Origin of the sequence: Haliscomenobacter sp. (assembly GCF_965225875.1) — a bacterium.
In the GTDB taxonomy this organism is placed as follows: domain Bacteria; phylum Bacteroidota; class Bacteroidia; order Chitinophagales; family Saprospiraceae; genus Haliscomenobacter.
The window spans coordinates 153,033-167,887 of record NZ_CBDDBS010000001.1; the positions used below are offsets into that span (position 1 = coordinate 153,033).

12 protein-coding genes are annotated in these 14,855 nt (G+C 47.4%); 6 read left to right on the plus strand and 6 right to left on the minus strand.

What is annotated here, in order from left to right:
- Positions 1–4: 4 nt before the first annotated feature.
- The 3 genes from ACO08K_RS00590 to cobA all read right to left on the minus strand — a co-directional run bounded on the left by ACO08K_RS00590 (position 5) and on the right by cobA (position 2,029).
- Positions 5–454 carry a MarR family winged helix-turn-helix transcriptional regulator gene (locus tag ACO08K_RS00590; protein ID WP_421794440.1) on the minus strand — a complete coding sequence of 150 codons (450 nt, stop codon included), beginning with the start codon at positions 452–454 and terminating at the stop codon, positions 5–7.
- A gap of 269 nt (positions 455–723) precedes the next feature.
- Positions 724–1,026 carry a DUF1330 domain-containing protein gene (locus ACO08K_RS00595; protein WP_421794441.1) on the minus strand — a complete coding sequence of 101 codons (303 nt, stop codon included), beginning with the start codon at positions 1,024–1,026 and terminating at the stop codon, positions 724–726.
- A gap of 208 nt (positions 1,027–1,234) precedes the next feature.
- On the minus strand, positions 1,235–2,029 hold the full coding sequence (gene cobA / locus ACO08K_RS00600; RefSeq protein ID WP_421794442.1) for a uroporphyrinogen-III C-methyltransferase: 795 nt from the start codon (positions 2,027–2,029) through the stop codon (positions 1,235–1,237).
- Positions 2,030–2,128: 99 nt separating this feature from the next.
- On the opposite strand from cobA, the gene nirB reads away from it, so the two are divergent.
- The 3 genes from nirB (at position 2,129) to ACO08K_RS00615 (ending at position 6,199) form a co-directional block, all read left to right on the plus strand.
- On the plus strand, positions 2,129–4,636 hold the full coding sequence (gene nirB, locus ACO08K_RS00605) for a nitrite reductase large subunit NirB (RefSeq protein WP_421794443.1): 2,508 nt from the start codon (positions 2,129–2,131) through the stop codon (positions 4,634–4,636).
- A gap of 228 nt (positions 4,637–4,864) precedes the next feature.
- A complete protein-coding gene (gene nirD, locus ACO08K_RS00610; protein ID WP_421794444.1) occupies positions 4,865–5,239 on the plus strand; it encodes a nitrite reductase small subunit NirD in 375 nt (124 codons plus the stop codon).
- A gap of 165 nt (positions 5,240–5,404) precedes the next feature.
- On the plus strand, positions 5,405–6,199 hold the full coding sequence (locus tag ACO08K_RS00615; RefSeq protein WP_421794445.1) for a sulfite exporter TauE/SafE family protein: 795 nt from the start codon (positions 5,405–5,407) through the stop codon (positions 6,197–6,199).
- 157 nt (positions 6,200–6,356) lie between these two features.
- On the opposite strand, the gene ACO08K_RS00620 is transcribed toward ACO08K_RS00615, so the two are convergent.
- The 3 genes from ACO08K_RS00620 to ACO08K_RS00630 all read right to left on the minus strand — a co-directional run bounded on the left by ACO08K_RS00620 (position 6,357) and on the right by ACO08K_RS00630 (position 10,866).
- A complete protein-coding gene (locus tag ACO08K_RS00620) occupies positions 6,357–8,771 on the minus strand; it encodes a DUF3536 domain-containing protein (RefSeq protein WP_421794446.1) in 2,415 nt (804 codons plus the stop codon).
- Positions 8,772–8,891: 120 nt separating this feature from the next.
- Positions 8,892–10,223 (minus strand): DUF2268 domain-containing putative Zn-dependent protease, encoded by a 1,332-nt coding sequence (locus ACO08K_RS00625; RefSeq protein WP_421794447.1) that lies wholly within the window; start codon positions 10,221–10,223, stop codon positions 8,892–8,894.
- Positions 10,224–10,353: 130 nt separating this feature from the next.
- Positions 10,354–10,866: a hypothetical protein gene (locus ACO08K_RS00630; protein ID WP_421794448.1), complete on the minus strand. Its 513-nt coding sequence runs from the start codon at positions 10,864–10,866 to the stop codon at positions 10,354–10,356.
- A 188-nt stretch (positions 10,867–11,054) separates the two neighbouring features.
- On the opposite strand from ACO08K_RS00630, the gene ACO08K_RS00635 reads away from it, so the two are divergent.
- The 3 genes from ACO08K_RS00635 (at position 11,055) to ACO08K_RS00645 (ending at position 14,824) form a co-directional block, all read left to right on the plus strand.
- Complete coding sequence (locus ACO08K_RS00635; protein ID WP_421794449.1) at positions 11,055–11,768, plus strand: response regulator; 714 nt, start codon at positions 11,055–11,057, stop codon at positions 11,766–11,768.
- Between the two features lie 185 nt (positions 11,769–11,953).
- Entirely contained in the window at positions 11,954–13,273 is a 1,320-nt protein-coding gene (locus tag ACO08K_RS00640) for an alginate export family protein (RefSeq protein WP_421794450.1), read from the plus strand.
- Between the two features lie 171 nt (positions 13,274–13,444).
- Positions 13,445–14,824: a CmpA/NrtA family ABC transporter substrate-binding protein gene (locus ACO08K_RS00645; protein ID WP_421794451.1), complete on the plus strand. Its 1,380-nt coding sequence runs from the start codon at positions 13,445–13,447 to the stop codon at positions 14,822–14,824.
- The last annotated feature ends 31 nt before the right edge of the window (positions 14,825–14,855 follow it).

Genomic DNA, 14,855 nt, shown 5'->3' on the forward strand with positions numbered 1-14,855 from the left:
AAAATCACCCTCTTAGTTTGTCCAATAAATTGGAGAGCAGCTCGGCTTCTTCATCACTGAGGTGGTCCATTTTTTCAGCTTGTTGCAGCAGCAGAGGCTCCATTTTTTCGAGCAGCTCCAAGCCTGGTTTGGCAATGCGCAACAGGACCTGGCGCCGGTTACAAGCGTTGGTTTCCCGTTCAATCCAACCTTTTTCCTGCAATCGATCACACAGGCGAGTCAGGTCGGGGTTTTTGTCCAACATGACCGACTTGACATCCCCTACTGGCACAAATTCAGGGTATTTACCCCGCAAAATGCGCAATACATTGAACTGTTGCATGGTAACCCCAAAGGGCTTGAATAGCGCCGCTGCCTGATCCGCCTGCCAATTATAGGTATAGATCAGATTGAGTATGGCCTTTTGCAAGGGCGAAACAAACTTGGTCTGCTTGATCAGTTCTTCGATCTTCATTGGACAAAGTTAAAAAAGATATTCGTTTAAACAAATGTTTTTTAAGAATGGTTTAATCATCCCGAAAAGTTATGTTCCTGTTAAAGTTTTATCTACTCTGCAACCACACTATTTGGCACTCTGTCTAAAAAATCGGTGCGGCCAATCATCCAAAACAGGCATGATTCCGTATTTCTTACTTCACCTAAAACCAACACACATGACGACGTTAGTTGTTGCCCTATTTATTGCCGGTTTGACCATGTTTATTGCCGGTTTACGCATTGGCATCAAAGCGATGCGGGGATAAACCCATCCACCAAAATCATTTCCGTTTCTGCAGTGCGCTGCCGAATGGCCTTGGCGGTGGCATATTCTTCCGATTCCCACCAGGTTTTGGCGGTAGCTACATCTGGGAATTCCACCACCACCAAACGGCCTGGAGCCCAGCTACCTTCCAAGGTTTCAACGGCAGCGCCCCGCACGATAAAACGTCCCCCATAGGCTTGGATGGATGCGGGGGTGAGTGATTTGTATACTTCGTATTCAACGGGTTCGTTAACTTTTACTTGAACGATGACGTATGCAGGCATGGTAAAAAGAATGATGAGTGATGAATAATGAGTGATGAATTTCAACTCATTTATTGCCGCACTAAATTAGTGTTTTCTATTAGGGACAGAAAAGAAATAAAGATACAAAGTTGACTCAGCTATTTTTTGATTTGGCAAGGCACGAGGAAGGCCCATAGCAAGCCTACGCAACTGACGAGTAACGCAGCAAAATCATAAAAGAGCTCAGTCAGATTGTAACTTTATTTCTTTTCTGTCCCTCAGCCTGTACCATCAATTGTACACAATTCAATTCCGCCAGACGCACCACTTCTCCAATCACCACAATACCAGGGGCCTGGATATCAATTTCACCCAATCGCTCCCCTACCCCACTCAATTGATCTACCACAGTGAGTTGATTCTCCAAAGTTGCATTTTGGATGATGGCAATTGGTGTCGAGTCATCCCGAAACTGGCGGAACAATGCCGCAATGGCCTCAATTTTACGGATCCCCATCAACAAGACTACGGTTGCTGATGATTGTGCCGCCATTTGGATATCTGGCGCCAACGCTCCTTCCTTTGTGGTTGCCGTCAGCACCCAAAAACTGGTACTCACTCCCCGCGAAGTGACCGGGATACCCGCCGCGGCTGGCCCAGCAATGGAACTACTGATTCCTGAAATGACCTCAATGTGCTGGATGCCTTTCTGTTTGGCATATTCTATCTCTTCCATGCCTCGCCCAAATACGAAGGGGTCTCCCCCTTTCAGGCGTACTACGTGACCATAGCGGTAGGCCGCTTCCACAATTTGCTGATTGATTTCCGCTTGGCTGGCGCAATGAGCACCACTGCGTTTCCCTACGTATATTTTAGGTACACAGCTGGGAGTTTCCGCCAACAAATCTGGATGGATTAGGGCATCATACAGCACCACATCGGCCATTTGTATGGCTTTCCAACCTTTCCGGGTAATCAAATCCGGGTCGCCAGGCCCTGCTCCAACGAGCGTCAAACGTGGCATTTTGCAGCGCATTACCATACTATTAGGTTTTAATTGGCACAAAAATAAGTAAATTCTTGAAAAAATACTTGAATTACTTAAAAATATACGTAGTTTTGCCAAACAAAATCTACGTACATGATGCGAATAATCGTAATTGGCAATGGCATGGTAGGCTATAAATTTTGCGAAAAATGGCTGGCACAAGCCCCTCAGGGTACGTATGAGCTGCACATTTTTGGCGAAGAGCCACGCCCGGCGTACGACCGGGTGCACCTCAGTGATTATTTTTCCGGGAAAACCGAACAAGACCTTTATCTGGCTCCGGCGGAGTGGTATGCCAACAACGGCATTACCCTCCACCTGGGCGAATTGGTGACCCAAATCGACCGGGACAAAAAGTTGGTTTGTACCCACAAAGGCCTTGCGTTCACATACGATAAACTCATTCTGGCTACAGGCTCGGCACCCTTTGTTCCACCCATACCGGGGAAAGACAAACAAGGGGTGTTTGTTTATCGCACGATCGAGGATCTTGAGCAGATTACTCAATATGGCATGAAGCTCGCTGCAAAAGGGAGTATAGCACCCGCAGCGGTGTTGGGAGGTGGACTGCTGGGGCTCGAAGCTGCCAAAGCTGTGCGCGATTTAGGGTTAGAGACGCACGTGGTGGAATTCGCGCCCCGGCTCATGCCAAGGCAGTTGGACGAAAGAGCAGGCGATTTGCTCCGGGAAGCCATCGAAGGCATGGGTGTTCAGGTACACTTGAATAAAAACACCAGTCAAATTGCCGGCGAGGAGCGAATGACCCACATGGAGTTCGCTGATGGCTCGGTTTTACCCGCCGAAATGTTGGTCATTTCTGCGGGTATTGCCCCTCGTGATGAACTGGCTCGGCAATGTGGCCTGGAGGTCGGTGCCCGTGGTGGAGTGGTCGTCAATGAATACATGCGCAGCTCTGATCCCGAGATTTTTGCCATCGGTGAAGTGGCCTTGTACCGTGGTATGATTTATGGCCTGGTCGCCCCAGGTTATGAAATGGCCGAAGTTGCAGTGAGCAGTATTTTAGGCAAAAACAAAACGATGAGTGGGGAAGTAGACTTGTCTACGGCGCTCAAACTCATCGGGGTTGACGTGGCCAGTTTTGGCGATGCTTTTGGCACCCAATCTGCCCACCGAGCTATCGTTTTTGAAGACAAACTCAAGGGTTTGTACAAACGCCTGAATGTATCCGAAGACGGTAAACGCCTGTTGGGTGGTATCCTGGTAGGAGATGCCAGCGATTACAACCAGTTGCTGCAAATTTATAAAAATGGCATCGCCTTACCCCCCGAACCAGAAGCCCTCATCGTCAAACTATCCGGTGGTGCATCCGCCTTTGGCAGCGTTTTGGATTTGCCCGATGAAGCGGTGATTTGTTCCTGCGAAAGTGTAAGCAAAGGGCGCATCTGCCAATCCGTAAGTGAAGAAGGCTGCGAAACCCTCAAGGCCATCACCAAATGCACCAAGGCCATCAGCGGCTGTGGTGGTTGTAAACCCATGGTGGATGACCTGCTCAAAGGAACCCTCAAAGCTCTGGGCAAAACGGTCAAAGAAAGCCTCTGCGAACATTTCCCACACAGCCGTCAAGAATTGTACGACATCGTCAAGGTCAAGAATTACAGCTCCTTTGAAGAGGTAATCGCTGAACATGGCAAGGGGTACGGCTGCGAAGTGTGCCGACCCGCCCTGGCCTCCATTTTTGCTTCCATCAATGCCGAAACTGCTTCGGCGCAAACTGGCATTCAGGATACCAACGACCGCTTTTTGGCCAATATTCAGCGCAATGGCTCTTACTCGGTAGTACCGCGCATTCCGGGTGGAGAGATCACCCCTGACAAACTCATCGCTATTGGAGCCGTGGCTAAAAAGTACGACCTGTACACCAAAATCACCGGTGGCCAGCGCATCGACCTCTTTGGCGCTCGCCTGGATGACCTGCCCTTCATTTGGGAGGAACTCATCGATGCGGGTTTTGAAAGTGGTCATGCCTACGGCAAAGCACTGCGCACCGTCAAAAGTTGTGTAGGTTCCACCTGGTGCCGGTTTGGGATGTTGGACAGTGTGAGTTTTGCCATCGAAGTGGAGGATCGGTACAAAGGGCTCCGAGCGCCGCACAAAATCAAGGGGGGCGTATCCGGCTGCATCCGCGAATGCGCCGAAGCCAGAGGCAAAGATTTTGGCATCATTGCTACCGAAGAGGGCTGGAACCTGTATGTGTGTGGCAATGGCGGTGCCAACCCGAAACACGCTGTGTTGTTGGCCGAAAAAATTGACTCAGCTACCTGTCTGCGCTACCTGGATCGCTTCCTCATGTTTTACATCAAAACAGCCGGGCCACTTGTACGTACCGCCCCGTGGTTGGAAAAAATGGAAGGTGGCATCAATTACCTGCGCGAGGTGATTGTACACGACTCCCTGGGAATCGGTGCAGAACTGGAAGCTGATATGGCCATCCTGATTGCCAATTACCAGTGTGAATGGAAAGAAGCGGTAGAAAATCCAGCTATCCGCGCCCGCTTCAAACACTTCATCAACAGTGAAGAAACGGATGAAAACATGGCATTTGTTGAATTGCGTGAGCAAAAAATGCCGAGACCTTGGTAAATACACAAATTGCTACAAAGCTTCAAAAAAGACATAATTGGCACAAAGAACACAAAGAGAGGCACAAAGAACACAAAGACAAGACGTTGACAAATCAATGAATTTAAAAATTTTAATGTCACAGACGTCAAATCCACTTTCCTTGTGTTCTTTGTGCCTCTCTTTGTGTCCTTTGTGCTTAAAAATGTCGCTTTGGGATAACCTTTAATTCTTCAAAAGCTTACCAACATGCAACCACTCCTCTCCAAATACACCCCTGTGACGGAGTCCGAAGTAAAAATTTGGTTCAAAGCAGGACCGACCCACGCTTTCCCCCCAAACGCCGGAGCCTGTGTAAAATACCAGGACAAACAAATTGCCGTCTTCCACTTTGCTGGGCTGGGAGAATGGTACGCTTGCCAAAATCTTTGCCCGCACCGTATGGAAATGGTCCTTTCACGCGGCTTGATTGGCGACGAGAACGGCGAACCCAAAGTGGCGTGTCCGATGCACAAGCGCACTTTTTCTTTGTTGAGTGGTGAAAACCTGAATGGAGATTGTGGCAAAATTGCCGTTTATCCAGTCAAGGTGCTTGATGGCGAAGTCTACATTGGGGTGGGATAAAAAAGTACAATGCTTGAACCTGTTGAAAACCTGACGCTTTTGTAGCTATTCTTACCTTTGCAGGCACTTAGGGGCGATAAAAAAATAAATGTTCATTTTGCCATAGGATTAGATAAGTAAACGGTTCAATTTAAGAGTCTTATCTAATACTATGGCTTAAAAAAAATGAACATTTATTTTTGCCCCACTACTAATGAAGCAAAAGCAATGATTTATGCCTGTTTAGCCGCTCTGTTGGCGGGTTTTGTAGATGCCATTGTTGGTGGAGGTGGATTGATCCAGGCTCCGGCAATGTTCATCCTTTTCCCTAGTTTTTCGGTGCCACGCATCATTGGCACCAACCGTTTTGCGTCCTTTATGGGTACTGCCGTAGCAGCTTGGCAATACTCCCGCAAGGTAGCTATTCCCTGGCGTACCGTATTGTATGGGGGAGTTGGAGCTGGTGCCATGTCTTTTCTGGGGGCACGGTTTTCCAGTTTGGTGAGCTCAGAAGTGCTAAAACCCCTTATTTTGATCTTGATGGTGGCCATTGCGGTGTACACCTACTTCAAAAAGGACCTCGGGCACCAGGAACAGTTTCGGGTTAGTGTGCAGCTGATTCCGGTTTATGGCTTGCTGGTGGGTATGAGTTGTGGGTTCTACAATGGTTTTGTAGGGCCGGGTACAGGTAGTTTATTGGTATTTGGTTTCGTAAGTTTGATTGGCTACAATTTCCTCACCGGATCGGCCATCTCCAAGTTCATCAACGTCGTTGCCGACGTCTTTTCCCTGATCTTCTTTTTGTGGCATGGGTACGTCAGCTTTGAAATTGCCCTACCGATGATGGTTTGCAACATGATTGGGTCTTTCGTAGGAAGCAGAACTGCTATTTTGCGGGGGAATGGTTTTGTGCGGCTGTTTTTTCTGGGGGTAATCGGAGCCTTACTCTTGCGCTTCGGGTGGGATGTTTTTTTTAAGTGAAAAGTAGTCTACTAATTAGCGCCAACGGCGCGCCTTTTCTAAGGTGACCCCTAAGGTGAACTAAGGGGTCACCTTAGAAAGCTTATTAAAAACTAGCCTATTGTAAAAAACAAGGGGGGAAGCGATACAACCACCATTACCCCTTATTTTTCATTTTTCACTCCCCACTCGCCTTCACCCCCAAATGTTTCCCCAATTTCGTCCACTCCGCCCACCAATGGATGGAGTACTGGAAACGTTTCATCTGCCGGGATGCTGAAAAATACAAATTCTGGCCTTTCCAGATGTTCAGGTCCATTTCCAGTTCTTTGAGGTTTTCCATCACCAGGTTGAGCAGGCGCATTCTTTCCAGAGCTTTTTCTTTTTCTTGCAAAATCAGTTGCAATTCAAGATATACTCGCTCTGTAATGCTCAGGCGTAAACTGGGGCGATTGGTCAATTTGACTTCCCATTTTTTAAACTCCGCAATCAATCGTTTCAAAGTACGGATGCTGAAGGTGTTTCCATTGGAAAACATGGCCATCAGATCGTGATTGAGGATGAACTTCACTGCAGTGAGGTAGGTTTCCGGAACCGGGATTTTACTCAATTTGATCCCGGTCATCAATTGGTAGTTGTCATTGTAGATTTCACGGAAAACGGTTTCGGTGGCCCGCAGACTGCGCTCCGAAATTTCGCCCAGAATCTTACGCTTTTCATCGTTGAAGAGGTGCCAGTACGTAAAACGTTCGGAGCCAAAATAGTCTTGCATTACACCCACCACTTCACCCAAGTCGGTTTGCTCAAATGCAGGGATCAACTTGGCTTCCATGGCATCAAAATCCGCATGTGGCATATCCACCGAGATATGCCCGATGATGTTTTGTTGCCCGAGGTAGAGTACGGCAAAACTGAAATGTTTTTCGGACAGCGTCACTTTTGAACGCACTTTGGTCCGGCCAAAAGCCAGACGCTGATTGCCACCTTCATAGCGATGGAATTCCTCACTACTCATTTGGTAGTTGAAAATCTCCAGGTATTCCGGGTATTCTTCAAACAAAGAAGAGGCTGCATAATGCATGCCCACCCGCGCTAAATCCACTCGGGCCGGGATGACGTTTTTGCGGTAACTACTTGCCCCATTTTCGTACACATTGCTGGGCATTTTTTCCAGGCGCTCCAAAAACGCTTCGTGCAACTCTTTGCCAGCCACTTGTTCAGCATAATGGATGGCCCGATTGGCATATTGTAGGATTTGGTCGGTTTCCAAACCCGAAATTTCATCAAAAAACCAGCCACAACTGGTGAACATTTGCATCGCTTGCCGCTGCATCTCCATCAAGCGTAGAAGCTGGATTTTTTCTGCTTCACTTAAAGCCCTACTAGCGTGCGCCTGGATGAATTTTTGCAGCAAAGATTCATTGCCCCGTTGCAAAACGATCTGAATGTAGTCGTTGCGCGCCGCCCAGGGGTCTTTCAGCAAACCCGCCGTTTTGCTTTCATAAATGGGGATCAATTCGTCGCGCAACCAGTTGAGGGTTTCGCGCAAGGGAGCCCGCCAGTTCTGATTCCAATCGGGCCTACCGCCTGAATTACAGCCACAATTGCTGCGCCAGCGCTCTACCCCATGTACACAACTCCAGGAGCTATTTTCGTGGATTTGAGCTTCCCACTGTGGCGGGTATTTGGCCAGAAAAGCACTGTAATTGATGATTTGAATGTCGGTATTTTTCTCCAAATGATCCAGGCAGGCGGCCAGAGCCATTTCGCCATAGCGGTGGTGGTGACCGTAACTTTCGCCGTCGGTAGCCACGTGGATCAATTGGGGGGTATCGATGTTTTCAAAAGAACCAGCGATGGAGTTGGCAAAATTGATGCCATCGTTGAGCAAACCTTTGAAAGCCACATCCTGGGCGACACCTCCGTGGTAAAAAAACAAGGTGATCGTACGGCCAGAGGGCAATTTGCACAGGTAAGCCCGGCGGGGATCGATGCTATCCGAGGGGATGTTTTCCCAGGTTTCTGACCCGATTTTGCGGATGGCTTTGCCTTGCCGGGGAGCGAGTACGGTAAACTTAATGCCATTTTCGGCCAACACTTCCAGCGACTCGGTATCCGCTGCAGTTTCTGCCAGCCACATGCCTTCGGGCTTGCGGCCAAAACGGTATTCAAAATCGCGGATCCCCCAAATGACCTGGGTTTCTTTGTCGCGGCGATTGGCCAGAGGCAAGATCAGGTGCCCGTAAGCCTGGGCCATTGCGGAACCTTTGCCTCCACCAGCCAAACGACTTTCTTTATCGGCCTGAATAATGGCCTGATAAGTCATCGGGTCGGCTTTTTCCATCCAGGACAACAAAGTTGGGCCAAAATTGAAGCTGATCTTGGAATAATTGTTGACAATGTTGATGATCTGCTTGTCATTGTCCAACAAACGGGCCGCCGTGTTGGGAGCATAACATTCGAAGTTGATGCGATCGTTCCAATCGTGAAAAGGGGCCGCCGAATCTTGTAATTCCACACTTTCCAACCAGGCATTTTCACGCGGGGGTTGGTAAAAATGACCGTGAATGCACAGGTATTTTTCTTTTTTCATGGCTTTGTAGTGGGGCAAAAATGAATGCTCATTTTTTTATTGCCCCTTTGTTTGGGTCGAATACAAAGCAAGTTTAGGGAAAAAATGGGAGAATGGGAAGCTTAAATGGTAGAACAGTATTTATTTCTTCTTTTGGTCATACTTGCTTTTTTGCAAAAAAGAAAGCGGGTCATTCATTTCAATGATTTCAACAATGGCCTTCGATTTGTCTTTGGCTTGAGCGAAATAAGCTTGGGTTATTTTGTAGCCAATGTAATACCCCAAATCGGCAGGTCGGTCTTTAACCGTATCGCCATTGTACATCCATTTTTCCGCATTTGGCCAACAAAGTGTGGATTTGAACTCATTCCACAAGGCGCGTTCATTTTTGTCGCCGTAAGTATTGGTGGGCCCGTAATTGGTGGTTCCAGTGAGCAATTCGCCGATAAAATTAGCAACCCCTTCCCGTAAACTGGAATAGAGTTGGGGACAAACGATGGCATTGCTGTCAAGGTTTCTGGTTTGTTGGGTATGTACACATTCATGAGCAACCAGGCCTTTGATTCTCAGCGGGATATTGATTTCTTTGGTAGTGTCACCAGGTGCCCAATCCTGGCCTAATTCGGAGAAATCTACCTTGCGACCAACCGTAGTCATCTCCGTACCAATCAGTACAAAGCGATTGGAAACAGTACCACCCGTTCGGTGTACCCCAATGGCAAAACAGACCTTGAAAGGTTTAAAATTGCTGTAAATGCCTTTAAATTGGTCAAAAACTTCCTGAATCAGCGGCTCAGCTTTTTTGGTTTCGTAAGTATAAGGGCGAATGGACTGGTAGTATTTGGGGTATTTACGTAGGGCTTTGATAAAACCTTCCGCGTTGAAGTCACGAGCTGCAATGAAATCCAGAAGCCCATTGGTGGCGCGATCCAGGTACAAGTGCTGAATGCTCAGAATACTGTCCCAGGTCGTTTTGCAGTTTTTGAGTTGGTCATAAGCCTCCCAAAAATGGTCAATGTCCAGGGTGAGGACGGTTTTGTTGTTTTCGACCAAAAGTGCTGCTTGGTCCGCCTTGTGGCGGCGGATTTCAGCTTTGGAGAATTTTTTGACGTATAAACTAACCTCGCCTTGATCGGCATTGGTGTCCTCTTCAAATTGCTGAATCTTAAGGGTATATTCCTCCGTTTTGCTGGAACTATAATCAAAAACTTCAAAGCCGAAGCGGCCATTGGGTGAGTCTTTTTCAAGGATTTGTTTGCCCGTTTTGTCCGACCATACCAGCATAACATCAATGCCTTTTTGCATGACCATGATTTGGTAGACCGAGTCTTTTTGGAGGGTTAATGTTGTGGTATAGGGCACAGTTTTGCTGATATTGAGGTGCTCGTAGAGGGTATTGAATTTGGTTTGAGCGAATGCCAAATTGAGGGAAAAGCACAGAAAAAACAGGGTTATTTTTGCTGTCAGGTTCATAATTTTCTTCTGGATTTGAGCGAAAATTAGAGAATATTAGCGGACAAATGGAGACTAATTGAGGACAAATTGGGGACGTTTTAGGTGAAAGTCAGGAAATATTGTCGGATGAATATAAGGCGTTTTAACCTTACCTTTCACTGATCCACCAATCGAAAGTTTTGCTTAACTTCCATTGGCCATTAATTTTTTCATACAATATTTTCCCACCTTTGCCACCTAATAAACAGTTACAATCTTCAGTTATTTCAATAACCAACTTTTGCCTGTCGATTGAGATTAGTGGAAATGAGAGGTGGTTAATTATGCCTTTATCACAAGCAGAATCAACCTCAACTAAATGAAACGATTTCCGACTAGAAGAGTAGCCTTTTAGCTTGTTGGGTTGAATGATGAAGCCTTTGTGAAGTAATTTTTGTCGTTTGATGAATTTTTTGTCTTGTTCGGTAAAAACCTTGACGTGTTCGCCATATAAAGGTAGGTTCTTAAATTTCCAACATAAACGGTGAATCCGAAGGCTATCAGCAACAATGATCTCATTAAGGATGGAGTAGACTTCAGTCTCCGTCAAATCTGGATCCGACTGGCAAGCACAAAGGAGCAGCATTGATGACATCCAAAGGTAAAGCACCGTTTTTGCCATGACTGGATAGGTTTAAGATACGAGTTTGCGAACTCTATTGGTTTGCAGTATTTAGGCCACGTAAAAATCACTATTTTATTCCAACAATACACTTCAATCCAACTCTTCTAGCAATACAATTCATTTAGGAGGGTGTATGTTTTTTCAAAATTACGTACATTTACGCAGTTTTACCACAACCACTACCTATGTCAACCTCTGCATCCATCCGCGTCGTCCTTGCCGACGACCACGAGCTCATCCGCGACGGCATCAAGTCTCTGCTTGAAGACATCAAAGGTATTGAAGTAGTAGGCGAAGCCGCCGATGGTGCCGAAGCCCTGGATGTAGTAGCTGAACAAAAACCCGATCTCCTGATTGTGGACATCCGCATGCCCAACAAAAACGGCATCGAAGCCGTACGCGAGTTAACCGCTCGTGGCGACAAAACCCGAGCCCTGGTGCTTTCCATGCACGACTCCGAAGACTACGTACTCCAATCCGTCGAAGCTGGGGCCTATGGCTACATCCTCAAGGGGGCAGCCAAAGACGAATTCCTCAAAGCCATCCGCAGCATTTACCAGGGCGAGAAGTACTTCAGCGGCGATATTTCCCAAATTCTCGTAAATAAGTACTTAGAAAAACTACACAACCGCCCCAGCAATCCTCCGATCATTACACCATCCATCCCCGCCGAGTCGGAATCCACCGAAAGCAACGGCAATCAACCCATCTTTTTGACCAAAAGAGAAATCCAAATCCTCAAATTGGCCATTTCTGGCCTCAGCAACAACGAAATAGCCGATCAACTGGACAAAAGTGTACGTACCGTCGAAGCCCATCGCTACAACTTGATGAAAAAACTTAAGGCCAAAAACCTCATGGAACTCTCCCTCAAAGCCCGCGAACTCAAGCTTTTTTAAGACTACTTAAAATTAGTACTTAATTTTTACTTAGTTTTTCTTGCAAATCTAAGTATCTATTTTTATCTTTGTCTCACCAACTACTTAATGGTGTTCAGGCAATCACTTTGCTTGAACCATTGGCATGCAGACCGCAGGAACTAGACAAACACTCACTTTTAACCAAGCATGTAAACACAAAAACGATGAAAAAACATTACTTAACAAAATGGGTAGCGGTCTGTTCCCTGGTAATTATAGGTAGCCAATTGAGCGCCCAATCCACCTTCACCCTCAAAGCCGAAGTGCGTCCGCGTAGCGAATACCGTCACGGCTTTAAAAAACTGATCAATCCGGATTTACAAAATGCGGCCTTTTTTACGGATCAGCGTACCCGTTTGATGGCTACGTACTCCGCACCTAAGTACGACTTCATGGTTTCTTACCAGGATGTACGCATTTGGGGGGAAGAAGCCCAGATTTACAAGCCAACTGTAGGTTCCGGTTCTGCATTTGCAGCTGTAAATCAGGCCTGGGCCAATTTGAAATTTTCCAAAAAAACTTCCCTAAAAGTAGGCCGCCAGGAATGGGATTACGACAACGTACGCATCCTGGGCAACCTGGGCTGGGCTCAACAAAGCCGCAGCCACGATGGCGCCTTGTTTGTCCTGAAAGACTCCGTGCAACAGTTTCACATCGGTGCGGCTTACAACCAGGATGGCAAAACACCCGAGCAAACCAAACTGCTGGAAACTTTCTACAATGTAACGGGCAACTACAAAACCCTGCAATTTTTGTGGTACCACCGCGACTTCAAAAAAGGTGCCCTTTCATTGCTGGCACTCAACAATGGCCAACAAGCCAAAGACAGCAGCAACTATTTCACCCAAACCTTGGGCGGGATTGGCAGTGTCAAACTGAAAAAACTCAAACTGGAAGCCGAAGCTTATTTCCAAACCGGGAAAGAAGCTGCTGGCAAAGATGTGAATGCCTGGCTTTTGGCCGCCTCATTGACTGCTCCTGTAGGCAAAAAAGGCAACGTCATCGCGGGTGTAGACTACCTATCCGGTTCTTCTCTGGATGATGCGACCAGCCAAAACAATGCGTTCAATCCACTGTACGGTACCCACCACAAGTTCTATGGCTACATGGATTATTTCTACGTCGGCAATGCCTCGGCACAAATGGGGCGGACGATTGGTTTGATTGACCCTTACCTCCGCCTGAATGTTCCGGTGGGCAAAAAATCGATGTTACAAGTTACCGGACACCAGTTCTTTTCGCCGGTAGACCTGTACACGGTACCCGAGCAAAAAACGACCAAACTGAGCAGCAGCCTGGGCACCGAGATCGACCTGGTACTCAGTGCAGCCATTACCCCTGACATCAAAATTGAGACGGGTTATTCCCAATTGTTTGCCACCGAATCGATGGCCAAAATCAAGGGTGGTGACTACAAAGCCGTGCAAAACTGGGCCTATTGTATGATCACCTTTAGCCCAACCTTACTCGTAAGCAAACTGTAAACTCGGCCAACCCACGGGAATCCCACGATTTAAATCGTGGGTTGTGGGAGGCAACCATAAAAACCACCCCATGGCTTTAGCCGTGGGAAAAGCCAACCCACGGTTTTAACCGTGGGAGGCACCATCAAGAATCACCCCATGGCTTTAGCCGTGGGATCAAGACAAAAAAACATGAAAAACTTACTTTATCTCCTTAGCCTCATCACTTTTACCCTGCTCTACAGCTGTGGAGGCAACTCCAGCAGCGAAAGCAGCACCACCACCAGCACGGATGTACCCGAAGCAGTGGAAAAACCCGAATTGACCCTGGGCTTCATCAAACTGACCGACATGGCCCCTTTAGCCATCGCCAAAGAAATGGGCTTTTTTGAAGAAGAAGGCCTGTACGTTACGCTCGAAGCGCAAGCCAACTGGAAAGTACTGCTCGATCGCGTAGTTGCAGGTGAATTGGACGGTGCCCATATGTTGGCAGGCCAGCCCATCGGTGCATCGGTTGGTTTTGGCACCAGTGCCGAAATTGTAACTCCGGTAAGCCTCGACCTGAACGGCAATGGCATCACCGTATCCAATGAAATTTGGAAACAAATGAAGGCCAATCTCCCCATGGAAGGAGGCAAACCCAAACACCCCATCGCGGCTACTGCCCTCAAACCCATCGTGGATCAGTACAAAAAGAACGGCAAAGCCTTCAACCTGGGCGTAGTATTCCCGGTATCTACCCACAACTACGAATTCCGCTACTGGTTGGCCGCCGGAGGTATCCACCCTGGCTATTACACCAAGGACAACATCACCGGAACAGTTGACGGTGACGTGATCATCTCTGTAACCCCTCCACCTCAAATGCCTGCCACCATGGAAGCAGGTACCATTCTGGGTTATTGCGTTGGTGAACCCTGGAACCAACAAGCTGTATTTAAAGGCATCGGTGTGCCAGTAGTAACCGACCTGGAGATTTGGAAAAACAATCCTGAAAAAGTATTTGGTGTCACCAAAGCATTTGCGGATGCCAATCCCAAAACCCTGGTAGCACTCACCAAAGCCATCATTCGCGCTTGCAAATGGCTGGATGAAAACAATGGTGCCAACCGCGCTGAGGCCGTAAAAATCCTCGCCAAAGCCGAATACGTAGGCGCCGACGAAGCAGTAATTGCCAACAGCATGACCGGAACTTTCGAATATGAGAAAGGTGACAAACGTGCCTTGCCCGACTTCAATGTATTCTTCCGCTACAATGCGACTTATCCGTTTTACAGCGATTGTATCTGGTACCTGACCCAAATGCGCCGCTGGGGCCAAATCACCGAACCCAAAACGAATGACTGGTACCTGGAAACGGCCAAAAAAATCTACCTGCCCGAAGTTTGGCAACAAGCCGCTGAGCAATTGGTCGCCGAAGGCAAGCTGGATGCTAAAGACCTTCCCGATACCGACGGATTCAAAGCACCTACTAAAGAATTCATCGATGGCATTGAATACGACGGCAAAAATCCGATTGCGTATTTGAACAAGCTGAAAATTGGGATTAAAGATCAAACCGCTTCAAAATAGTTGAGAAGTTGAGGGGTTGAGGAGTTTAGTA

What these genes read in the sequence shown, in the direction of transcription:
- ACO08K_RS00620 (WP_421794446.1), bottom strand. Translation starts at nt 8,771, where the DNA reads ATGAAAAAAGAAAAATACCTGTGCATTCACGGTCATTTTTACCAACCC.
- ACO08K_RS00615 (WP_421794445.1), top strand. Translation starts at nt 5,405, where the DNA reads ATGAACATTTATTTTTGCCCCACTACTAATGAAGCAAAAGCAATGATT.
- ACO08K_RS00645 (WP_421794451.1), top strand. Translation starts at nt 13,445, where the DNA reads ATGAAAAACTTACTTTATCTCCTTAGCCTCATCACTTTTACCCTGCTC.
- nirB (WP_421794443.1), top strand. Translation starts at nt 2,129, where the DNA reads ATGATGCGAATAATCGTAATTGGCAATGGCATGGTAGGCTATAAATTT.
- ACO08K_RS00630 (WP_421794448.1), bottom strand. Translation starts at nt 10,866, where the DNA reads ATGGCAAAAACGGTGCTTTACCTTTGGATGTCATCAATGCTGCTCCTT.
- ACO08K_RS00635 (WP_421794449.1), top strand. Translation starts at nt 11,055, where the DNA reads ATGTCAACCTCTGCATCCATCCGCGTCGTCCTTGCCGACGACCACGAG.
- ACO08K_RS00595 (WP_421794441.1), bottom strand. Translation starts at nt 1,026, where the DNA reads ATGCCTGCATACGTCATCGTTCAAGTAAAAGTTAACGAACCCGTTGAA.
- ACO08K_RS00625 (WP_421794447.1), bottom strand. Translation starts at nt 10,223, where the DNA reads ATGAACCTGACAGCAAAAATAACCCTGTTTTTTCTGTGCTTTTCCCTC.
- ACO08K_RS00640 (WP_421794450.1), top strand. Translation starts at nt 11,954, where the DNA reads ATGAAAAAACATTACTTAACAAAATGGGTAGCGGTCTGTTCCCTGGTA.
- cobA (WP_421794442.1), bottom strand. Translation starts at nt 2,029, where the DNA reads ATGGTAATGCGCTGCAAAATGCCACGTTTGACGCTCGTTGGAGCAGGG.
- ACO08K_RS00590 (WP_421794440.1), bottom strand. Translation starts at nt 454, where the DNA reads ATGAAGATCGAAGAACTGATCAAGCAGACCAAGTTTGTTTCGCCCTTG.
- nirD (WP_421794444.1), top strand. Translation starts at nt 4,865, where the DNA reads ATGCAACCACTCCTCTCCAAATACACCCCTGTGACGGAGTCCGAAGTA.